Origin of the sequence: Legionella drozanskii LLAP-1, from assembly GCF_001467585.1 — a bacterium.
Taxonomy (GTDB): Bacteria; Pseudomonadota; Gammaproteobacteria; order Legionellales; family Legionellaceae; genus Tatlockia; species Tatlockia drozanskii.
In genome coordinates this window covers 146,538-169,136 of sequence record NZ_LNXY01000027.1, presented here as the reverse complement: position 1 = coordinate 169,136, position 22,599 = coordinate 146,538, and the positions used below count along the sequence as shown (strand labels likewise).

Genomic DNA, 22,599 nt, shown 5'->3' with positions numbered 1-22,599 from the left:
CCTGTTGAATTGGAGCTACCATCTCTGGCAATATGCTGAACTGATTTGAAATTCCAGTGAGGAACTATGAAAATTCTAGTTGCAGTGAAGCGAGTAGTAGACCCCTACGTCAAGGTGCGAGTTAAAGCAGATGGCACGGGTGTGGAAAAGCAAAACGTCAAAATGTCCATGAACCCTTTTGATGAGATTGCAATAGAACAAGCAATCCGCTTGCTTGAACAAAAAATTGCAACAGAAGTAATCGCTGTAACAATAGGCTCTGATGCTAGCCAAGAAACGTTGAGACAGGCTTTAGCCTTGGGGGCGAATCGGGCAATCCTCGTTAAAACCGACTCTAATCATTGTAGTCTTAATATTGCAAAAATTTTGCAAAAAATTGCTATGGATGAGCAACCTGATATGATTTTAATGGGAAAACAGACGATTGATGGAGATAACAATCAAACGCCGCAAATGCTAGCAGCACTGCTGAATTGGCCTCAAGCAACCTTTATCTCTGAACTGAATATCGAGGGCCGCTCTATAAAAACAACTCGTGAAATAGATGGCGGTTTGGAAACGCTCGGCATGACTTTACCGGCAGTAATTTCTGTTGATCTTCGCTTAAATGAACCGCGCTATGCTAGTTTACCCAACATTATGAAAGCGAAGTCCAAACCTTTGTCAGTGCTTGATTTAGATACACTGGGCTTAGAACTCAAAAATCATATCGAAATTCTTGCGGTAACGGCACCTCCAACTCGTGGTGGAGGGATCAAGGTGGATTCAGTTGAAGAACTACTGAAAAAATTAAAAGAAGAAGCCAAGGTGCTTTAATCAGGAGGAAATTATGAGCACTTTAGTCATTGTTGAACACGATAACCAGCAGATGCATGCGGCGACACGTAATACTTTTGCAGCTGCATTGCAATTAGATAAAAATCCGGTCTTACTTGTCGTAGGCCATGACTGTCATAAGGTAGCTGAGCAAGCCGCCGCTATGGCCGGAGTGCACGCAGTTTGGTTGGTTGATAATTCTTGCTATGCTCACCAGCTTGCAGAAAATATGAGTGAATTAGTCGTCGCAATGGCTTCTTCATTTTCGGCAATCCTTGCTCCTGCATCTACTTTTGGTAAAAATTTATTACCCCGTGTTGCCGCAAAATTAGATGTGGCGCAAGTTTCCGATGTAAGTCGGATCATTGATCAAAACACGTTTGAGCATCCAATCTATGCAGGTAATGCGATTGAAACAGTACGAGTTTTGGACAAAATTAAAGTCTTAACGATTCGTACAACCGCGTTTGATGCCATTAATGAAACACAAAGTCCTTGTTCTATTGACCAGATTGATAAACTGGTTGAAGAAAAGAATTCTCATTTCATCAAGCACGAACTAAGTCGCTCAGAACGTCCTGATCTAAGTAGTGCTAAAATCGTTGTTTCCGGTGGACGCGGTCTGCAAAGTGCAGAGAAATTTAAATTAATTGAAGAACTTGCTGATGCTTTAGGTGCTGCTGTGGGTGCATCAAGAGCTGCTGTTGATGCTGGTTTTGTCCCGAATGACTTCCAGGTTGGTCAGACTGGAAAAGTGATTGCTCCTACCTTATACATTGCTGTTGGTATTTCTGGAGCAATACAGCATTTGGCAGGAATGAAAGATTCAAAAGTCATCGTAGCGATTAACAAGGATGCTGAGGCTCCAATTTTCCAAATTGCTACTTATGGTTTGGTTGGTGATTTGTTTGAATTGATTCCGCAAATGATTAAGCAAATAAAGGAAAATTAAGAAAGATTAGGCTAACAATTTAGAAGGAATATATTATGTTTGTTGGAGTTCCAAAGGAAATAAAATCGCAAGAAAATCGCGTAGGTCTTGTACCTGCAAGCGTTAGAGAAATTGTACGCACTGGCAGTACAGTTTTAGTGGAAAAAGGGGCAGGATTGGGAATTGGCATTAGTGATGACCACTACAGTGCGGCAGGAGCAGAAATAGTTGCCACTCCCGATGAAATTTTTGAGCGCGCTGAACTTATCGTAAAAGTAAAAGAACCACAACCCATTGAATGCCGACGTTTAAGAGAAGGACAGACGCTATTTACCTATTTGCATTTAGCGCCAGATCCTCAACAAACTCGACTGCTCAAAGAATCTGGGGCCACGGCAATTGCCTACGAAACAGTGACCCAAAATGATGGTGGATTACCTTTATTAACACCCATGTCACAGGTCGCTGGAAGAATGTCTATTCAAGCAGGAGCACACTGCCTGGAGATGGCACAAGGAGGCTCTGGAGTTTTATTAGGCGGTGTACCTGGTGTCGCACCGGCAAATGTCGTGGTAATTGGCGGCGGTGTAGTGGGAACTAATGCCGTGCGCATGGCCATGGGTATGGAAGCTCGCGTTACTGTGTTAGATAAATCATTATGTCGTTTGCGAGAACTTGATTTTCAGTTCGGCTCAAAGCTCAATACAATTTATGCAACGGTTGAAGCTTTAGAACAATATGTAGCCGCGGCCGATTTAGTCATCGGAGCAGTACTTGTTCCAGGTGCAGCAGCTCCTAAGCTAGTGAGTCGTACTATGTTAAAAACAATGCGGCCAGGCTCTGTGGTGGTTGATGTCGCCATCGATCAGGGCGGTTGCTTTGAAACGAGTAAGCCAACGACGCATCAAGAACCGACTTATGTGGTGGACAATGTTGTTCATTACTGCGTCGCCAATATGCCAGGCGCCGTTCCTCGCACCTCCACCTTCGCACTCAACAACGCGACGCTGCCCTTTGTGATGAGTTTGGTTACTAAAGGAGTTAAGCTGGCTTTATTAAGTGACGGCCATTTATTGAATGGGTTGAATGTTCACAAAGGTATGATTACTTATGAAGCAGTTGCTCGTGATTTAGGCTATGAATACGTTGCCGCTACGGATGCCTTGGCGAGTTAGCGGGTTATATGGACCCCCGCGGTCGACGCCGCGGGGATTCGCAGTATCAATTGAATAATCATTACACTCCACCAAGGCGTGAGGTGGAGAAATCTTGCGTAATTCAGCGGCATCTATTCAACTACACTTTCTGCAAGGTCTTAGACTGAGCTTGAGCAGCTAATTGCTGACGATAGGGCTGTAGTTCAGATAAAATCAAGGGTTGCAATAAGCCCTTTGCCAAAAAAATCGAAGCGAGAGGTGTAAGATGAGCGGCGTCCCAAGTTACTAAACCTTCACGCCTATTATCATTAACATAAGAGATACAACCTTTTCTATTACAGAAAAAATCCCATAAAGAAACATAGCGTATGCCATTTGTAGCATTCAAATATTTCTTCTTCATAGTCCACTCAGTGGACAAAATATCCGGCCTAATATTCTCTTGAGTCAACCGTTTAGGGGTGTAGTGCCAATATTTATTAAGAACCAATTTATGCAAGGGAATATTCCACTGAGGTACTGGGCCTAAGACGAAAATTTTCTCAATACCTATTTTCTTCAATTCCATAATTATTTTATCTAAGTTGTCGTTATTTTCATGTTGTATGGCCTGGGCCAAAATGACAATTTTAGGACGTTCTTTTCTAACCGTATCTAGAGCAACTTTATTGGATACAACACAGAAATTATCGTTTTTGGCGAGAGGTCTATCCACCCATGTTGGTTGGCAACCAGAACTTGCTACTTGCAGTACGGAAATATCTTTAGGCAGAGTTTTGGCTAAGCCATAATAGAGCTGTTGAGCATGAGAATCGCCCCAGAGAAAGACAGATACATCCGTTTTTGCTGTTTGGCAGCTCTCAGCAATAGATGGTATAGGTATTTCTGTGGCATGTTCATGGGCATAAGCGTCAATATCATAGAAGTTGCATTCGTTCCTGTATTTTTTTCCTATATTATTTTCGACAATATACTTTAGTCTTGGTTGAGAATTTTCAAAAAAATCCGCATAATCGCCGCGATCTTTTAAGCGAAAACTAAAACCATCATATTTATCGGTTTGGTAACCAATAATGCCCATTAGAAGCATAGTAAAAACTAATCCAACTTTAACTCTGCTTTGTTGACTAAAGCGCAGTGGTTTTTCAATAAATTGAAAAGTAAGCCAGGCAAAAATAATGCTAAGTGCTATCAAAATCAAGGTGATTTTAGTCGGAATTAGCTCACCTAAAAAAATATGTCCGAATGACAACAAAGGCCAGTGCCATAGATAAAGTGGATAACTAATTAAACCTAGCCACTTCATGACAGGATTAGAAAGAATAACTCGGTTTAACCAGGCTTGGGGACCTGCGACAATAATATAATAACTACCTACGCAAGGTAACAAAGCCCACCACCCTGGAAAATCCTTTCTTTTATCAATTAAGAGAAGGGCTAAGCTAATTAAAATAAAGCCGAATAACGATTGATAATGAGCTAGTTTTTTTTGCCCATGAGCTAAAACCAGATGTTGATCTTTCTCATTAATTCGAAATTTCAGATCGACAGTCCACTTAACAGGGTAAAGGGTTAGGTAGGCTAATAATGCACCAGTCAATAACTCCCAAAAACGGCTGATAGGCGAGTAAAATGCTTCAATACTTTGGTGATGAACTTTGGCAACATTAAATCCAAATGAGATTAAAATAATGGTTAGGATGAGCATTAAAAGATTGAATTTTCGTTTACAAGCTAACCAAAGTAAAAGTGGCCAAATAATATAGAATTGCTCTTCGATAGCTAAAGACCACAAATGTAAAAAAGGTTTTTTTTCAGCAATATTATCGAAATATCCAGCCTCACCCCAGAAGGTAAAATTAGAAATAAATCCTGCACCTGAAGTCATATGCCTACCCAGTTGCTTATATTCATCGCCGAGAAGCATAAACCAACCGAATAAATAGCAGCTCATTAATACAAAAATAAGTGCAGGAAAAATGCGTTTTATGCGGCGTGAGTAAAAGTCTACAAAACTAAAACAGTTGGTAGCCAAATTCTCCAAAATAATTTTGCTAATTAAAAATCCTGAAATAATAAAGAAAATATCAACACCGACGAAGCCTCCTTTCAGTAAGGAAGGAAAGGCATGAAAACAAACCACGGAGAGAACGGCAATAGCACGAAGACCATCAATGTCCGGTCGGTATTGTGAATGTGCCATTAAGATCCTTGCACAGGATAAAGAGTGCTTATTATTACTTATATATGTGAAAAATAAAATAAGATTGATGGGCTGAAAGAGTGAAGAGATAAGGTGAGTAGAGAGGGGCTGGATTGGCTAGTGAGTGTCGGTACTGTCTTGAGTATACCATCTACTATCAAAGCGAATCCCGCGACTTTGACCTTACCATTAGGGCCAATTGGAAGGCTTTGATAGCGGGATCCATGGATTTAGCTCGCTCTACTTTCTAGCCCTATTGAACATGGCGTGGTCAAGCCAAGTGGATTCGCCAATCTGATCCTTGGCACAACATTTCACCTAAGACTTAAAACAAATTTTCCTGCTCTTGCGAATTAGTTGATGCTTGAACCGCTGAATTTTCTGCAGTAATTGTCGGATCACTATAAACTGATGTTGAAGAATTAGATTCCTCGGAGCCGGGAATGTCCTGCGCGCGGAAGTATTCAACAATCGCATTCGTTTGATTATTTTTAGCAAGCAAACCTGTAGTTGGATCGATGAGAGCTGAAACTACATTTTGAGGTTGAGTTAATTCTTGCTCAGAAGTGTTCGACAGCGCCACTTTCATAAAATCTATCCATAAAGGTAGAGCAAGATTAGCAGCGTATTCATGTAATGATTGCGGGATATCAAAACCAACCCAAGTGGTAACAACGATTTCAGAATTGAAGCCAGCAAACCAAGCATCCACCTGATCATTAGTCGTTCCAGTTTTGCCTGCGAGATCTTGACGATTTAGTACTTTTGCAGCACGAGCCGTACCATGTTGAATAACATCTTTTAATGCAGAGTTCATCAAAAAGGCAACGTCTTCTGGAATGACGCGCGGTGCTAAAGTAGACGGATCTACTTTAGTTAGATCACAATTTTTACAAACTACCGTCGGTTTAGCTTGTAAAAGAATTTTGCCGTCATTGTCAGTAATATGATCAATTAAGAAAGGTTCAATTTTATACCCACCATTGGCAAAAACAGCATAGGCGGTTGTTAAATCCATAGGGCTGACTGAAAGACTACCTAGCGCTAAAGATAAGGCCCTTGGCAGGCTTGATTTACGGAAGCCAAAATGACTAATGAAATCAATGGCATAATCAAAGCCGATATCATCCAGAACACGAATAGAGACTAAATTTCGCGACCGAACTAAAGCATCCTTAAGTCGAGTTGGCCCGTTAAAGGTTAAATTATCATTATGCGGACGCCATAAATTTGCTTGGCTGGGATCATCAACAACGACAGGTGCATCATTGACCAGCGTGGCAAGAGTATAACCTTTATTTAAAGCTGCGGCATAAATAAAAGGTTTAAAGCTTGAACCAGGTTGTCTCTCTGATTGCGTTGCACGGTTAAATTTACTCTTCTGGAAATTAAACCCACCGACTAAAGCTTCCAAGGCGCCATTATTTGGATTTAAAGCAACAAGCGCTGCTTCCACTTGCGGCACTTGGGATAATTGCCAGAGTTCGCTTTGATTACGCACGTAGACAATATCACCCACTTTAACGACTTGTCTTGCTTTGGTCGGGGCTTTGCCCATCCAACCGTTTTTAAGTGCTGGTCTGGCCCAGGATAATCCTTCCCAGGGAATGGTAAATTTTAATCCATAGCGGGTTGTAGCGGAGGCTTCTTTTTCACCGACAGATAAAATAACAACCGGCTCAAGATCATTAATAATGGGGTATTGAACAAGAATTTTATGCAATGATTCAGTTGATTGATCATCAACGCCACCGATATTAGCAACAGGTCCTCTGTAGCCATGGCGACGATCATAAGCGAGAAGATTATTCGTAACGACTTGATTAGCTGCCGTTTGTAGAGGTCCTTTGATCGTGGTGTAAACCTTATAGCCTTTGGTATAAGCTTTGGTTCCAAAATGTTCGAACATGGATTGGCGTATCATTTCTGCCACATAAGGCGCATTAACTTGTACATTTGTACCATGATATTTCGCTGTAATAGGCTGGCTTATTGCCTCCTGGCATTCTTTTTCGGTGATAAATTTTTCTTCGAGTAGACGCTCTAACACGTGGTCTCGACGCTTCTTGGCTGCCAGAGGATTAGCAATGGGGTTTTGCGTTGAGGGCGCTTGAGGCAAGCCAGCGATCATGGCTATTTCAGCAAGATTTAATTCTTTCAAGGATTTTCCGTAGTAAACCATGGCTGCAGCACCCACGCCGTAAGCACGGTTTCCGAGATAAATTTTATTAAGATAGAGTTCGAGAATTTTCTCTTTACTTAGTTCTCTATCAATTTTAATTGCCAGCAAAATTTCATTGAATTTACGTAAAAAGGTTTTTTTGCGCGTTAGGAAGAAGTTACGCGCAACCTGCATGGTGATCGTACTACCGCCTTGTGATTTTGTTCCTGTTTGGATCATACGCACTGTTGCTCGGCCTAAACCAAAAATATCCACACCTGGATGTTCAAAGAAGCGTTGATCTTCAGTTGCTAAAAGGGCATGAACCAGCATAGGTGGTATTTCTTCATAGGTAGCCGGTATGCGTCTTTTTTCGCCATATTCCTGAATAAGGAAGCCGTCTTGAGTGTAAATTCGTAAAGGAACTTGCAAATGAACCGTTTTCAACGATTCGACGCTGGGAAGCTGGCTTTCAAGGTATAGATAGAGGAAACTTGCGCAAACAATAAAAAGAAAGAAAAGGCTAACCAATGCCCAAATCCCTTTGCGCCAGAAATATGCGGGTTTTTTCATGAGACGAGTATTATAGATGTATAGATTGAATTTGCTGATTATAGCGCTATTTAATAGTATTTTGCGAATTATAGTGAAAACTCGTGAAAATAAGCAGACCCAGCGATTCCGCTTTAAACGCGAGGTCCATGGATCGGGATCGCAAATACCTTCTAACCCTATTTAAAAGCAACTCCGTGGATAAGCCACGGAGATTTTCCAGATGCTCTAAGATTGTCTACTAGGGAGTGTCACTCCCTTTAGGAGTAAGAGAGAAGGGAGTGACTCCAATAGGCGTAGACGGACTCAAAATGGGAGTAACTGGATAATGAAAAAACGTTCCTGGAAAGAGGGAGTTGCGATGGGGTCCAAGTAATCGAGTATAGCTGCCGGGAATAATCGGCAATGCTGGTGATTCTCCAATTTGCCCAGGTAAATCTCGAGTTAAAGAAGTTGTCTTAACTGGCGAAGCATCGAATTTTTCTTTAAGTTCAGCGTTTTCTTGCTGTAACAAACTTAATTTGTTCTTATTTTCTTCATTGACAACACTCAGTTCAGCAAATTTTCCTTCTAACTCTCTTAACCGATTTTCATTTTCGATAGAACTAAGATGTGTTGCCTCTAATGCGGAATGTTTTGCTTGCAATCGTTTTAGCTCTTCTTCTTTTTCCTGAACTGCAAGGAATAGTTTTCCATTTCGTTCCTTAAGTTGCTTATTTTCTGCCTCTAAGCTCTCATCTTTGGCTTGTAAATCATAATTTTCTCTAACTTCCGTTTTATGGGCCTCAACTAGCGCTTTGATTGTTTCTCTCACTCCAGCTTCGGATGTACTAAATTCAAGTTCGAAGGGAATAAAAATAATTTTTTCTATGATTTGCGCTGAAATGCAGGGAGTATAGCTTTTTAAAACGCCACGGATGAAGCCAAACATCGCTTCTTTCTTACCATCGTACTCAATATTTGTTTTATCGGAATGAGAAAGCTCTCTTAATTTCTTCATATTTAGTATGAAATCAACCAAGTTATTTTCTATTTCTTGATAATGAGTGTCATCAAGTGGCTTAGTCTCATCTACCATAGGTTTAAATTTTTTGATGAGATAAAGAAGATAATTGAGTACCGGAGTTCTGGAATCATAACTCTGAGTTGCTTCTTTAATAAGCTCCTCGAGATCGCTAATCAATTCATCATGAGGTTTCTTAAGTCGAGAGAGAGCTGATTGATTTTTTTCAGTTTGCGCTTCGTTATAGCGGATTATAGAAACAGCCAGTGCTCTCATCATTCTTTTTAAATCAGACATAGATACTCCTTGTAATTGTGAACTGATACCAAAACCAACTCTCCGAGTGATTCACTATATTAAAATAATACGATGAGCGCAAGCCTTGCTCAAATAGATAATTGAAAGATATTTAGTATAATTTTCATGCTCTTAATGCAAACTAAATCACACAAAAAAATTTATTTTTTCCAAAGACTCAGTTATGATGGCGGCGCTGAAAAAGCTTGAATGGAAAAAGTTTTTTCAGCATTGAAAATAGTCCAACACATGCAAATAAATGGAGTAGAGGGTGCTTAAACGATTCCGAACCCAATGTCGTTCAGTGCTGGGTATAGATCTTGGTCCAACAGCAATCAGAGTGATTGAAATGTCTTGTCAGGACGAAAAACCCCGTATTGAAGCTTATGCCTGTCAATCTTTACCATCAAACCTGGTGGAATCTGCGAACACTAATGAGCTCAGTGAGATACTCAGAAAACTGCTATCAGACCTCAATTCAACTGCAAAACACACTGCTATTGCTCTTCCAGACTCGATAGTTATCACTAAAACAATTCAACTTGTTGATAATCTAACTGATTTAGAACTCGAAGAACTAGTAATCCATGAAGCCAATAAATCACTTATTTTCTCCTCTGAAAAAATTAACATAGATTTTGCTGTATTGGGTGCGAGTAGCGACTTTGCTGGAATGCTTGATATTTTGCTTGTCATTTCCAAAGCTGAAAACATTGATAAACGTGTCAATGCGATCAGCAATGCTGGCTTAAAAGTCAAGCTTGTTGAGCTTGAGTCGCATGCAATTGCCCGGGCTATCGGGCGGTTAACAAGTCAGAATAAAGTTATTGGCATTATTGAGCTAGGCAATCAATTTACCCGCTTATGCATCATACACAATGGAAGAATTATCTATACCGGTGAAGAAGCATTGAGTAACCAACAATTATTTGATGCATTTCAACAGACTTCTATTAGACAAAATCTCAGATTAGAAATGGATAAATCTGATTCTGATTGGATTTTGCTGCACGTTAAACGGAATTTGCAGTTTTTCTTCGCAAATTTTCACTATGAGAATATTGACCAGCTTTATTTAGCAGGTGAGGGGGCTAATTTCATTCATCTGTCCAAACTCATTCAAGAAGCAGTGAATATTTCAACCCAAGTCGCCAATCCACTTAATGGTTTGATTGTCCCTAATTATCTCAATGTGGAAGAACTTACTCAGCTTGCACCATCTTTCTCAGTCGCTATGGGTTTGGCTTTGAGGGCAATATCATGCTAGTTGAAATTAATTTATTACCCTGGCGCCAGACAAAACGTAAGAAAGAAAAACAGAAATTCATTATTATTCTTGGGGTTGGTTTATTACTCATTACCCTTATTTGTTTAATGGTGCATTATGCGATGTATGAGTTGACTCATATTCAGAATAATCGCATCCAACGCCTTAGAGAAGAAATTGTCCTAGTGAATGGGCAAATAGAAGGAATTGAAAAGATCAAAAAACGAAAGGAAGAATTAATTAAGAGAATATTTTTTTTACAAAGGATACAAAATGATGGTTACTTAATTATCCATCTATTTGATGAGTTGACTAAGTTAATTCCTGAGGATGCTTTTCTCAACCGAATGCAGCGAAAAGGCAAGAAAGTGGTTTTGCAGGGTATCGCCGAATTAAATGAGACAATAACCACCTTGATGCGCAAAATAAAGCGAAACCCATGGATGGAAAAACCAAGTCTTATTGAGATTAAAAAGGCTAACAATTCAAGCCAAAAAATTTTTAATCTTAGCTTAATTCTCAAAGCAAATTTTAAAAAGCAACTCACCAATGAATAAATTGATTTATAGCGAAATAAATTGGGAATCTTTCAACCGATTGTCAGTGATTCAGCGGTATTGCCTACTAGTTTTCACTTTGACCCTATGTGTTGGGTTCGGCTATTGGCCTATTTTAAGATCGGACGTTTATCAATATAACAGCTTATTGACTGAGGAAAATAATTTGCGAATAGAGTTTGAAGAAAAACAGGAAAAGGCTAATGTGTTGGCCTATCAAAAACAATTTATATCATTAGAAAAAGTTTACAAAGAAAAATTGAAAGTAGTGACAAAGAAAGATGAAATTTATAATTTATTAAATGACATCTCAAAAGCTGGAACTGAGTCTGGTCTTGTCATGGAGCTTTTTGCTCCTCGATTAGCTGAGTCCAAGAATTTTCTGAATGAAATTACTGTTAACATGGTAATGATTGGAGAGTATCAGCAATTATCAATATTTTTAAGTCGAATTTTACAGTTTAATCGTTTAATTCAATTCTGTGATTTTGATCTAAGAAAGTTAGCTAATAATGAGCAAAAAAATAGTGCAAAAATAGAGTCGTATAGCTTGTTGCGTATGACAATGAGAGCAAAAATTTATCAATATAAAAATAATAATTATGATGAATAAATGGATTGTAGCATTTTTCTTTTTATTAAATTTAACAAGTTCTCATGCTTCGGTAGATACTCTAACTCTCTATTTAAATAAGATAAAGAGTCAGCTAATGCGAGCTGCTGATCCTATTCCTCCATTAAATAGGTTGTCTCCTTTTTTTTACCCTAAAATGCATCAAAATAGCGATCCATTTATAGCAAAATTATCTCGCCATAAAGCTAATGCTATTTTCACTAAAGATAAGCAATTATTAAAATCATCTTCTGTTGAATCTATTCGTTATAACGGGGTGTTGAAACAAGATTCTTTTTTATGGGCGATTATTAGTTGGCCTAATGGAGAATTGTCATCGGTAGGATTAGGTGGTTATTTGGAAAAAAATAACTGGAAAGTTATCGATATCAAAGAAGATTCCCTGCTAATAGAAGGGAAAACTCTTGTTACAGGTCAATGGATAAGGCAAGTCAAAGCACTTCATTTTGGATAGATTGAAGTGATGAAATGGGCTATTTAGGAGTGGATTTTGGACAAAATTATCCTGGCACTCATATTATTTATGAGTGGTGGTCATTTGTTCGCCAAGAATAATGACTTCGAGCGAGTAAAAGCCAAGGCTGTTCAGCAAGAAAATAAAACAGAAAGAGTCATGCAGCTGCCTTTTAAAGAAAAAACATTTAAGGGCAAAACTATCTCTCTGAATTTTCAGAATATTAAGGTTAGAGCTCTTCTGCAATTAATGGCTAATTTTACTGGAATAAACATAGTAGTCAGTGATAAAGTAAGCGGTAATATTAGCTTGCGTTTGAACGATATTCCTTGGGACCGTGCGTTGGACATTATTCTTACAACCAGGTCTTTAACTAAGCGTAAAATAGGCAATGTTATGCTGATAGCTCCTGTTGATGAAATCATAGAGCTTGAAAAAAAAGAATTTAGTGTAGAGAGCGATTTAAGTAGTTTAGTCCCTCTACAAATAGACTTATTTCAAATTAACTATGCAAAAGCGACTGATATTGCTAATTTATTAAGAGATCAAAATGCTAAACTGTTATCCTCTCGCGGGAGTCTAAGTGTGGACCCCAGAACTAATACGATATGGATACAGGATGTTCAGTCTCAGCTTGAAAAGGTAAGAGAATTTGTAAGGCGCCTTGATGTGCCTGTGAAACAAGTTTTAATTGAGGCGCGCATAGTTAACGCGTCGAAAGATTTTGTGAGAGATCTGGGTATCCGCTTTGGTATCTCCAGGCCAGAACACATAATGGGTCGGTTAAGGGATAGCAAGCAAATAGTAGAAACGAGTGGTTCGCAGGAGAATTCTCCTCTGTCTGAGCGTTTAAACCTCGACCTCGCTGCGGTGCCTCTTTCAGCATCCCCAGCATCTGTCGGCATTGCTTTAGCTAAATTAGGCAATGGGATACTTCTTGATTTAGAACTTTCTGCACTTGAAAGTGAAGGAAAAGGAGAAATAATTGCTAATCCAAGGCTCATAACTACCAACCAACAAGCTGCTGTTATTGAGTCAGGAGAAGAAATACCATACCAAGAAGCGACCTTAAGTGGAGCAACTGCCATTTCGTTTAAAAAAGCGGTACTTAGCTTAAAAGTGACACCACAAATTACTCCAGATAGTAAGATTTTGATGGAAATACATATCAATCAAGATATACCGTCTGTAAAAATATTTAATGGGGTTCCTTCTATTTTAACAAAGGAAATTCAAACAAACGTCTTAATAAATGATGGACAAACGATTGTTTTAGGAGGTATTTATAAACAAGATAAATACAAAGCGCTCAATCGTGTTCCTTTCTTAGGAGAATTGCCTGTTGTAGGGCAATTATTTAGAAATAATACGACGGTAGTTAAAAATGAGGAGTTGCTCATTTTCATTACTCCTAGGATAATAACAAACAACTTGTCAGGAGTAACGATAAAAGGACAAAGGCAAGCGTTTGCAGGAGGTATTGAGTTGGACAAGTTTGGTAAGCCATTGAGATCTATTCATTAGCTAGTAAAAGATCCTTAAAGCTACCATGTTAATCAAACTTGGGGTCAGTTTCCCAATGTTACAGTGAAAAAGGGGTATGTAATTTAAAATGAGCATAGTTAAAGTACGCAATATATTTCTAATAGGGCCGATGGGAGCAGGTAAGAGTACAATAGGCCGTACTTTGGCAAAGGAGCTCAAGCTTGAGTTCTATGATTCTGACGAAGTGATCGAAGAGCGTGCAGGAGCAGATATTTCCTGGATTTTTGATATCGAAGGTGAAGATGGATTTCGTCGCCGTGAGCAGAAAGTGATCGATGAGTTAACTCAAAAGAGCAATATTGTTTTAGCAACAGGTGGTGGGGTAGTGATGACTCCTGAAAATCGCAATGCTCTTGCAGGCCGTGGTACGGTTATTTATCTCAAAACCTCTTTACAGCAACAATATGAACGAACGAAACGTGATACTAAACGTCCATTGCTACAAACAGATGATTTAGAGGGACGGTTGGAAATGCTGCGTGATGAAAGAGAACCGTTTTATGATGAATTGGCTGATATCAGTTTTGAAACAGACAAATTAACTGTGAAAGCAGTGGCTAATAATATTATTAAATACATCTATGGCGAAATTTGAATTAGACCAAAAATTAATTGTCCACTTGCCTGGACATGACTATCCTATTCTTATTGGGCATCATGCTTTAAACGATGAAGAGCTGCTGCGTCATTATGTATTGTCGAAGCAGGTCTTGATAGTGACCAATACTACGATTGCTCCGCTTTATCTAAGTTATATGCAATCTGTTTTTGCTGATCGTCAATGTGATACGGTTATCCTTGAAGATGGTGAAGCGTTTAAAAATCAAACGAGCTTATTTACGATTTATGACACTCTAATAGCCAAACAACATCATCGTGATACTACCTTGATCGCTTTGGGGGGAGGTGTCATCGGTGATATTACTGGTTTTGCAGCATCTACCTATCAACGAGGCGTTCGTTTTTTGCAAATACCAACTACTTTGTTAGCTCAAGTCGATGCATCCATAGGTGGAAAAACAGCGATTAATCATCCTCAAGCAAAGAATATGATCGGTAGTTTTCATCAACCCCATGCAGTAATTATCGATTTAAACACTTTGCAAACTCTGCCTAAAAGAGAATTTCGTGCTGGACTGGCTGAAGTGATCAAGTATGCTGTACTGGCCGGGGGTGAATTCTTTGATCTGGTTTACTCTGCTTTAGAAGATGGATTAGATGCAAACCACTCCGAGAAATTGTCAGCTATTATTGCCCAGAGTTGCCAGATAAAAGCAGAAGTTGTTGAAGCGGATGAACGGGAAACAGGGCAGCGCGCATTATTAAATCTGGGACATACTTTTGCCCATGCATTAGAAGCCTATACACATTATAACCGTTGGTTGCACGGAGAAGCGGTTGCTATTGGGATTTATTGTGCTGCTTTACTTTCTTATAAGCTCGCTCAAATTGATGAAAAAGAGTTACACTTGGTTGATAAAATGCTCATGATGGCCAAATTACCACGCAGAATTCCTGTGGATATTGACCTTAATGAGCTACGTGCATTAATGTCTCAAGATAAAAAGATAAAAGATAGGAGTTTGCGCTTTATATTAATGAGAGCAGTTGGAAATTGTTATATCGAGGATAAAGTGTCGGAAGACAGTTTACTATTGTCATTGCAAACTGCAGTCGAAGGAGATTAATTATGCATAATGAGGTAATTGAGCCAGGCATCAAGGAAGAAAATAATCCAGTTACCAAACAAGTTTTTAAGCCCAGCTCTTGGCTTACTAAGATTGATTATATTAATCACCTCGTCTTATTTAATAATGTATTAATAGCTATTTTAGCCGAGCAGGGTGCAGGTAAATCGACTTTCGCCGAATTGCTGCAATCAAGTTTAGATTCGCAAATTAAAACGCATGTTATGAAGGCTGTAGCCCCTTTTTCTCAGCCTGAGTTTTTAGCGCAGTTGGATGCGGCTTTCCATTTTCGCATGGATACTGAAATCAGCCTTGCCAAGTTGGTTAATCAAATTAACGAGCGAAAAGCGCATGTATTAATTATTATTGATGATGCGCAACATTTGCCTGATTCGTTCTTACAGGAAGTTTTGTTTGAAATAAAGCATCAAGGGGAGGGTGGTTTTTTCCATCTTTGCCTAGTATCTGGCTTTTCATTGGTAGCAAGCTTAAATAAATTAGAACCCAATTTAATTCATACTTTAGAACCAGGTGCTTTAACTGAAGTCGAAACCAAAACTTATCTATTAAATTCTTTGTCTTCGCTCAAAGTATTAGACAAAGCAATGACCGAAAAACGGTTAGAGCAATTTTATCAGATGACAGGCGGTAGTATTGCAAGAATTAACAGTCAAATGAAAGATTATTTTTGTCCTGAACCCATGAATACGGCAGATAGACGTAAGTCTTTTGTTAGGAATTTAGGTTTTCTGGCTACTGCGGCAATTGCCTTAATGGCTTCATCCTATATATGGCAAAATCAATTTTTGCCTTCTTCTACACAAGCATTAGAAGAGCTAGAGTATGAAATAAACGAACCAGTAGCGGAAATCAGTCAACCTTTACCTTCTTTAGTGCCACTTGTACCTTCGTTAGAAAAAGAACAAGTTTTGGTTAGCCAATTACCCGATATTAATCATGAGTTAGCTAGCCGACCCAGTCAGATACCAGGCTGGTTAGCTTCGGCGGTAAAACAACAGGTTCAACCTTCACCAAAGCGCATTGTTGACGTCGCACTTGATGAGGAGTCGGACGATTCAATGGTAGTAAGAGACAGGGTAGTAGTCATACCTAAAACCTTGCATGCAACAGAAAAAGCAGCAAAACCAGCACCTAAAATTGTTACAGCGGTTCAGACTATTCCTAGTAAAATTGGCCAAGCCAGAATGTCAACGGGCAGCCAGTTTACCATACAAGTATTGGCAAGCCGTAAACGAGACGATGTGATGCATTTTGTTAATAGTCATAAAATGGCTGCAAATACGAAAATTCGTTTAACAAAACGTGATGGTTTGGATTGGTACGTCTTGACCATTGGCGAATTTGGTCAAATGGATCAGGCTCAAGCTGCAATTAGAGGTTTACCTGCTGAGCTTGCTAAGTTTAATCCCTGGATTAGACCTGTTGCACAGCTTAAGGCAGTGGGTTAGGCGTAGGTTGGGCTAAGGCCAACAGCCGTCAGACTAACTAAGGTGATTTCCATCTCCCGCGAAAAACATGATCCAATTATTCAGATGCCTTCCGCGGGCGAGGGGTTGTCGATTCACTCCTTCTCCCGCGCAAGAAGCTCAACTAGTGGGACGATTTTTTTAGCGGGAAAGTGAATAGAACGAATGAGAAAAAATTGCGAACAGTTAATTGTTAGGACCCACCCACACCTCACGCTTGGTGCAACTTAAGTCCAAATGACTGATCAATCCTCTTCTGTTTTGTCCATGTTAGATAACCAATGATCGCCATCCCCATATACACAATCATCAATAAACAATGAAAAGGTAGTTGTTTTTGGAAATACATATAGGCATAAATGCTGTCAGTCACTAACCAAAAAAACCAAGTAGCCAGCGCTTTGTGGCACATGAGCCATTGGGCAGCAAGGCTTAATGAAGTAGTTAGCGCGTCCAATAGAACCACATTGGAAGGGGTAAAGGTCGTCAGCAAGATACTAAAAAGAATAAAGCAACCCATAATTGCTATGAGCAGTAAAGTCCATTGCTTCTTTGAGAGTTTTCGTATGTTTCCTAGTGGTTCGGTGGGTTTTTTCCAGAGATACCAACCATAGCAGGTACTTAAAAAATAAAATAGCTCAAGTAACATGTCTGCATAGATACCATTTTGCCAATAGAGAACACTGTTGAAGCAAGTAGCTAATAAAGTCATTAACCAGGCTTTATTATCAAGACGGATAAAATAATAAGTGGATAAAAGTGAAGTAACTGTACCCAGTATATCTAACAGCATAGAATTCCTTACAACAAAGATGTTCAACCTATTAATCTTGGCCGCATTTTTGCTTTATTCTTTCAGCTATATCTTAAATAAAAGTCAACAGAATTTATAAATATATTTAGCATGGTTTGCATTACGTTCGATGTGAATTTTATAGTAAACTGGCTAACATGGGAAATAAAAACTGTTTTCCGCTAGTCCGCTAGCCCATAGAAGCGTGTTGTAACAAGGAGAGAATCATGTACAAAAGGGTATTATTCGCGACTGATTTTGATGAGGTTGGAATTAAAGCCGCGCATAAAGCAAAAAAAATTGCTGATGAAAATCAAGCTGATTTACTTCTCGTTCATGTGGTGGAACCTATTCCTGCCTATGCATATCCTGGATTTGCCGGATTTGCCGAAGTTGAGGTGTCGATACGTGAGCAAGCTGAAAAGGAATTAGCTGCTTTAGCTAAGCAATTAAAAGTGGATGAAAAGCACTGCCTGATAGAATTCGGTTCAACAAAGAATGAAATTCTTCGTGTGGCTCAAGAAAAGAAAATCGATTTGATTGTCACAGGTAGTCATGGAAAACATGGTCTTGCGTTGCTACTTGGTTCCACTGCCAATGCTATTCTTCATGGTGCTGAATGCGATGTATTAATTGTACGCCCACGATAGTAATGAGTTTTTTGGGCTAGGTTCCACCTACACAAAATGCTCCACCTCAAACTGGCATTGTATTAGCGAACTGTAGGTTGGGCCTTGGCCTGAGGTATCTTCACTTTTTTTTGAACAAAAATAGGTGTTGCTCCAATCACTAGCTCGATCCGTTCGGGCTGAGGAAGCGCGAAGCGCTGTCTCGAAGCCTTGGTGCAAAAGCACCCCTTCGAGTGCCTCAGGACAGGCATTCGAGACGTCGCTGGCGCTCCTCCTTAGGCTGAACGGTTCAGTAAAACACTGGATTTGGCTCGAAATATTATTCAAAAAAAAGTGACAATACCTTAGGGCCTTGACCCACCATCACCCCAATGCTCTCCCTTAGCAGCATTGATTTTAGACTATAATTTGCAGAGCAAGTGTAATTTTAGATTCCACGCGATCTTGAGTCAGAGGCTGTGATGACCTATCAACGAATTATGATTGCAGTAGATGGAAGCGAAGCTTCTAAACTAGCGTTGCAAGAGGCGATTCGACTTGCTCAAGCTCAGAAAGCCGTATTACGTATTATCCATATTGTTGATGAAAATTATGTTAATTCTTCTGAAACACATATTGACTATGCAACGCTTTGGCAGGCATATCGTGAGGAAGGATTAAAATTTTTAGATAAAATCAGCAAAAAACTGCGTCAAGCAAAAGTCTCTTTTGATTGCCAACTCATTGAACTTAAGCCTTTCACAGGCAAAGTAGCGGAAAAAATTGTGACGGAATCACAAACATGGCCTGCTGATTTGCTTGTTCTTGGAACTCATGGTCGGCGAGGACTTAACCACTTTATTTTAGGTAGCGTAGCAGAGAATATCATAAGAATTGCGACAACACCTGTCTTGCTCATCAGAGGATAAGCCACTATCAAGATTGAAACGCATGATTTATTCGGCGATCCTTTACAAGAAGATCTATACTAAGTTAACCCTGTAAAGAGAAGACTATGTGTTTATTTACAAAGGGTTACAATTTATTAAAGATTTTTATCTTGCTAGTCGGTCTAGCTGCAGCGGGGATTGTAATGAACAACATCAGGTTTGTTACTGATTAGTAGTTGTTTTTGCGAGCAGCTCAAAAATTTCTTCATCTGTTGTTTGATTGAAATCTTCATACCACAAACCAACTGCATAGAAATTAACTGGTTTCAATGGACAAACCAAGTAATCAGCCAGTCCTGCCAAATCATTGCAGGTTGCATCAGCTGCAACAGGCACAGCAATAATAATGGATGCAGGTTGTTGCAGGCGGACTGCTTTGAGCGCCGCCAACATCGATGCACCGGTTGCGATGCCATCGTCAACGAGAATAACTGTCTTGGCTTTGAGGTTCAAAGAGGGGCGATCTTGGCGATAGAGCGATTCGCGACGTTGAAGTTCTTTTTGTTCCACTTGGATTACTTTCTGAATTGATGAATCACTTAAATGAAAGGAGTGGATGATTTCGTCATTGAAAACAACAGCATCACCAGTGACAATGGCTCCCATCGCCAGTTCCTCATGTCCGGGAACTCCCAATTTTCTAACGATCAACACATCGAGCGGAAGTGAAAGTGTCCTTGCAATTTCATAGGCCACTGGAACACCGCCACGTGCTAAGCCTAATACAATGGTATTTTGATCATTTGCATACTCTTTTAGTTGCTCAGCTAGGATTTTTCCTGCTTCATAGCGATCAACATATTTTTCCATCTGTCTTTAATCTCTAAACAAATCTGCATTAATTGTATTATTCTTATAAATTATAGCCCTATTAAAATAAGGTCGATTTGATGCATGCAATGTTAATGGAAAAACCACAGCAAAAATTGAATTATGTTGAGGTAGAAAAACCTCAGCCAACAGTAGATCAAATTCTCATTAAAGTGAGTGCTTGTGGAATTTGTCGAACTGATTTACATGTGATGGATGGTGAATTAAAACATCCTAAACTACCGCTTATCCCGGGGCATCAAATTGTTGGCTGCGTCGAACAATTGGGCAAAAATGTCAAAGGATTTGCATTGGGACAGCGAGTGGGGGTTCCGTGGTTAGGCGGAAGTTGTGGAAGCTGTCATTTTTGTTTGTCAGGTCGTGAGAATTTATGCGATCAAGCAAAGTTTACTGGCTATCAAATTGATGGTGGTTTTGCAGAATATTGTGTTGCGGACTCGCGTTTTTGTTTTCCGATACCAGAAGGTTATCCCGATCAACAGGCTGCTCCATTATTTTGTGCAGGTTTAATTGGTTATCGCGCCTTAATGAAGACTGAAAACGCAAAGCATCTCGGTTTATACGGGTTTGGTGCTGCGGCGCATATTATTATTCAAGTTGCGCGTCAGCAGGGACGAAAACTATACGCCTTTACTAGTCCAGGTGATCGCGCAGCTCAGGATTTTGCGTATGAACTAGGCGCAACATGGGCAGGCAGTTCCGAGCAAAAATCCCCGCAGCTACTTGAGGCCGCTATTATTTTTGCTCCAGTAGGCCAACTTGTTCCCTTGGCCTTAAGTAATACAGAAAAGGGCGGCATCGTTGTTTGCGCGGGGATCCATATGAGTGATATCCCTAGTTTTCCTTATGAAATTCTTTGGGGAGAACGTACTTTGTGTTCAGTAGCGAATTTGACCAGAAAGGATGGAGAAGCGTTTTTATCATTAGCTCCCCAAATTCCGGTAAAAACAGAAATTCATAGCTATCCCTTAACGGAAGTGAATCAAGCTCTTGATGATCTTCGCTTTGGCCGTTTTACAGGTGCGGCTGTGATTAGGATTTAACAGGAAAGTATCCACCTAACTATCTGATTTATCATTTATTCTGATCATTAATTAAACTTTATGACAAAATAGAAAATTAATAGAATGAACCTTTTCATCAGAACTGAGATTTATCATAATAAGCCGGATTTTTATTGCTGAGGATTATTATGAAAAAATCTGTAAGTCTTGCATTGTTATCGATGCTCTGTGTTTCAGCTTCCGGTTTCGCAGAGGTCACGTCTAACAAAACGACTACTATTCGTTTTAATACGAAATTAAACCGATTACATGCTGTATCTTGCGATAAAACTGCTACTCAATGTATCGCGGTTGGTTTTGGGGCCGAGTATCATCTACATGAGCGACTTGCATATGTTAGTCAAGATGGAGGCAAAACTTGGGGGGAGCCAACGATTTTAACAGCACCCAAAGAAGAACTTACTCCAACGTTAAGTGACGATCCAAATTCAGCAAATATTCACTGCAATGATTCTGGGCAGAGTTGTAAGGTTACCAGTTCGGCCATTATTAATAGAATACCTACCCCGATTGTTTACTCTTCTCAAGATGGAGGTCTAACCTGGAGTGAGCCGAAAATACTTCCCTTACCCAAATCAGTCAATAAGAGCCAAGTTTATAAGAATGATTCTTTAGCTACTTCAATTTCATGCGATGTGAGTGGAGTTGTTTGCACGATTGTAGGAGGACTAATGGGTGATAATGAAGCTCTACCGTTTGTTTACTCAACTAAGAATGCGGGAGAAACCTGGAAGTTATACAGTTCATTAAAGATTCCATCGTACCAGGCATCAGATGACGATTACCACGGAACTATTCTCTTTGGCGTTAGTTGCAATTTTTCTGGACGCAATTGCGTGGCGGTTGGTGGCTCAGTGATCGCAACCTCTTTTTTTAGTAATTACTATTCGCTAAACCCCATTGTATACCATACTCAAGATGCAGGTGAGCATTGGAGTAAACCCATTGTATTACCTATGAAAGAAACAGTGTCTAGTGCTGGCGCCTTAGCTGATATCGCTTGTGATGGTTCAGGTATGCAGTGCTTAACCCTTGGCTATGACTATGATTATTTTACCTCTAATTACCAACCCTATTCTTTTATTACTCGTAATGGTGGTTTGGATTGGAGTGATAAGAATTTTATTACTACCAAACCAGGTAAGTTTGGATTGTCCTCGATACATTGTGATGACTCCGGAAAACGTTGCAAGGTAGTAGGGTGGACTTTGAGGCGGATTGCTTCAATTCCAATTGTAAATCCACTTCTCTATACAACGAATGATGCTGGAAAACTTTGGGAAAAAGATACTTCTTTTTCTATAAACAATTCCGCAAAATTCAATGATATTTTCTGCAACAATACTGGAGAAAATTGCATTGTTGTTGGCACGCAAGTAGAAACAAACAATGCACAATTGATGAAACAATTCCTTAAAAAGCGATCGAAAGTTAATTTGTATAAATCTCAAAAATCAAGCCATTAATTTTTATATCGTCGCCCTACAAAGGGGGCGACGATATACTATTTTTACATTGAAATATTATTTTAAATCACTAGACAATTGGAGAATTTTTTACCATCATTGTCGACTCTAAATCAGACAGAAAAAATAAGGGTC

General features: G+C 39.5%; 19 protein-coding genes and 1 pseudogene. 15 read left to right on the top strand and 5 right to left on the bottom strand.

What is annotated here, in order from left to right:
- The first annotated feature begins 66 nt into the window (after window positions 1-66).
- From Ldro_RS10035 to ald, 3 genes are read left to right on the top strand one after another with little or no spacing between them, the layout of a single operon-like run.
- Window positions 67-816: an electron transfer flavoprotein subunit beta/FixA family protein gene (locus Ldro_RS10035; RefSeq protein WP_058496286.1), complete on the top strand. Its 750-nt coding sequence runs from the start codon at window positions 67-69 to the stop codon at window positions 814-816.
- A gap of 13 nt (window positions 817-829) precedes the next feature.
- Complete coding sequence (locus Ldro_RS10030; RefSeq protein ID WP_058496285.1) at window positions 830-1,768, top strand: electron transfer flavoprotein subunit alpha/FixB family protein; 939 nt, start codon at window positions 830-832, stop codon at window positions 1,766-1,768.
- 35 nt (window positions 1,769-1,803) lie between these two features.
- A complete protein-coding gene (ald, locus tag Ldro_RS10025) occupies window positions 1,804-2,922 on the top strand; it encodes an alanine dehydrogenase (RefSeq protein ID WP_058496284.1) in 1,119 nt (372 codons plus the stop codon).
- A gap of 121 nt (window positions 2,923-3,043) precedes the next feature.
- Here the strand turns inward: ald and Ldro_RS10020 are convergent, their stop codons facing one another.
- From Ldro_RS10020 to Ldro_RS10010, 3 genes are all read right to left on the bottom strand, one after another.
- The gene (locus Ldro_RS10020; RefSeq protein WP_058496283.1) at window positions 3,044-5,107 is read right to left on the bottom strand and encodes an acyltransferase family protein; all 2,064 of its coding nucleotides are present in this window, start codon (window positions 5,105-5,107) and stop codon (window positions 3,044-3,046) included.
- Between the two features lie 325 nt (window positions 5,108-5,432).
- Complete coding sequence (locus tag Ldro_RS10015) at window positions 5,433-7,841, bottom strand: penicillin-binding protein 1A (RefSeq protein ID WP_058496282.1); 2,409 nt, start codon at window positions 7,839-7,841, stop codon at window positions 5,433-5,435.
- A gap of 220 nt (window positions 7,842-8,061) precedes the next feature.
- On the bottom strand, window positions 8,062-9,120 hold the full coding sequence (locus Ldro_RS10010) for a hypothetical protein (protein ID WP_058496281.1): 1,059 nt from the start codon (window positions 9,118-9,120) through the stop codon (window positions 8,062-8,064).
- A gap of 271 nt (window positions 9,121-9,391) precedes the next feature.
- Between Ldro_RS10010 and pilM the strand changes: the two genes are divergently transcribed.
- From pilM to Ldro_RS09970, 8 genes and pseudogenes are all read left to right on the top strand, one after another.
- Window positions 9,392-10,387: a type IV pilus biogenesis protein PilM gene (gene pilM / locus Ldro_RS10005; protein ID WP_058496280.1), complete on the top strand. Its 996-nt coding sequence runs from the start codon at window positions 9,392-9,394 to the stop codon at window positions 10,385-10,387.
- Window positions 10,381-10,944 carry a PilN domain-containing protein gene (locus Ldro_RS10000; protein WP_058496279.1) on the top strand — a complete coding sequence of 188 codons (564 nt, stop codon included), beginning with the start codon at window positions 10,381-10,383 and terminating at the stop codon, window positions 10,942-10,944. Before pilM ends, Ldro_RS10000 begins: the two co-directional genes overlap by 7 nt.
- Window positions 10,937-11,557 (top strand): type IV pilus inner membrane component PilO, encoded by a 621-nt coding sequence (locus tag Ldro_RS09995; protein ID WP_058496278.1) that lies wholly within the window; start codon window positions 10,937-10,939, stop codon window positions 11,555-11,557. Before Ldro_RS10000 ends, Ldro_RS09995 begins: the two co-directional genes overlap by 8 nt.
- A complete protein-coding gene (locus Ldro_RS09990) occupies window positions 11,547-12,032 on the top strand; it encodes a pilus assembly protein PilP (RefSeq protein WP_058496277.1) in 486 nt (161 codons plus the stop codon). Before Ldro_RS09995 ends, Ldro_RS09990 begins: the two co-directional genes overlap by 11 nt.
- A 150-nt stretch (window positions 12,033-12,182) precedes the next feature.
- Window positions 12,183-13,556 (top strand): annotated as a pseudogene (locus Ldro_RS09985) (type IV pilus secretin PilQ); the annotation flags it as partial.
- 88 nt (window positions 13,557-13,644) lie between these two features.
- Complete coding sequence (gene aroK, locus Ldro_RS09980) at window positions 13,645-14,172, top strand: shikimate kinase AroK (protein WP_083497950.1); 528 nt, start codon at window positions 13,645-13,647, stop codon at window positions 14,170-14,172.
- On the top strand, window positions 14,159-15,265 hold the full coding sequence (gene aroB / locus Ldro_RS09975; protein WP_058496275.1) for a 3-dehydroquinate synthase: 1,107 nt from the start codon (window positions 14,159-14,161) through the stop codon (window positions 15,263-15,265). The genes aroK and aroB overlap by 14 nt, the downstream gene beginning before the upstream one ends.
- Window positions 15,266-15,267: 2 nt before the next feature.
- Window positions 15,268-16,734: an AAA family ATPase gene (locus tag Ldro_RS09970; protein ID WP_058496274.1), complete on the top strand. Its 1,467-nt coding sequence runs from the start codon at window positions 15,268-15,270 to the stop codon at window positions 16,732-16,734.
- 229 nt (window positions 16,735-16,963) lie between these two features.
- On the opposite strand, the gene pnuC is transcribed toward Ldro_RS09970, so the two are convergent.
- Entirely contained in the window at window positions 16,964-17,545 is a 582-nt protein-coding gene (gene pnuC / locus Ldro_RS09965; protein ID WP_058496273.1) for a nicotinamide riboside transporter PnuC, read from the bottom strand.
- Window positions 17,546-17,772: 227 nt separating this feature from the next.
- Between pnuC and Ldro_RS09960 the strand changes: the two genes are divergently transcribed.
- Entirely contained in the window at window positions 17,773-18,195 is a 423-nt protein-coding gene (locus Ldro_RS09960) for a universal stress protein (RefSeq protein WP_058496272.1), read from the top strand.
- Window positions 18,196-18,635: 440 nt separating this feature from the next.
- On the top strand, window positions 18,636-19,082 hold the full coding sequence (locus Ldro_RS09955; protein ID WP_058496271.1) for a universal stress protein: 447 nt from the start codon (window positions 18,636-18,638) through the stop codon (window positions 19,080-19,082).
- 183 nt (window positions 19,083-19,265) lie between these two features.
- Here Ldro_RS09955 and Ldro_RS09950 read toward each other — a convergent pair whose 3' ends face one another.
- Window positions 19,266-19,913 (bottom strand): phosphoribosyltransferase, encoded by a 648-nt coding sequence (locus Ldro_RS09950; protein ID WP_058496270.1) that lies wholly within the window; start codon window positions 19,911-19,913, stop codon window positions 19,266-19,268.
- Between the two features lie 80 nt (window positions 19,914-19,993).
- On the opposite strand from Ldro_RS09950, the gene Ldro_RS09945 reads away from it, so the two are divergent.
- On the top strand, window positions 19,994-20,977 hold the full coding sequence (locus Ldro_RS09945; protein ID WP_058496269.1) for a zinc-dependent alcohol dehydrogenase family protein: 984 nt from the start codon (window positions 19,994-19,996) through the stop codon (window positions 20,975-20,977).
- Between the two features lie 149 nt (window positions 20,978-21,126).
- The gene (locus Ldro_RS09940) at window positions 21,127-22,464 is read left to right on the top strand and encodes a sialidase family protein (RefSeq protein WP_058496268.1); all 1,338 of its coding nucleotides are present in this window, start codon (window positions 21,127-21,129) and stop codon (window positions 22,462-22,464) included.
- The last annotated feature ends 135 nt before the right edge of the window (window positions 22,465-22,599 follow it).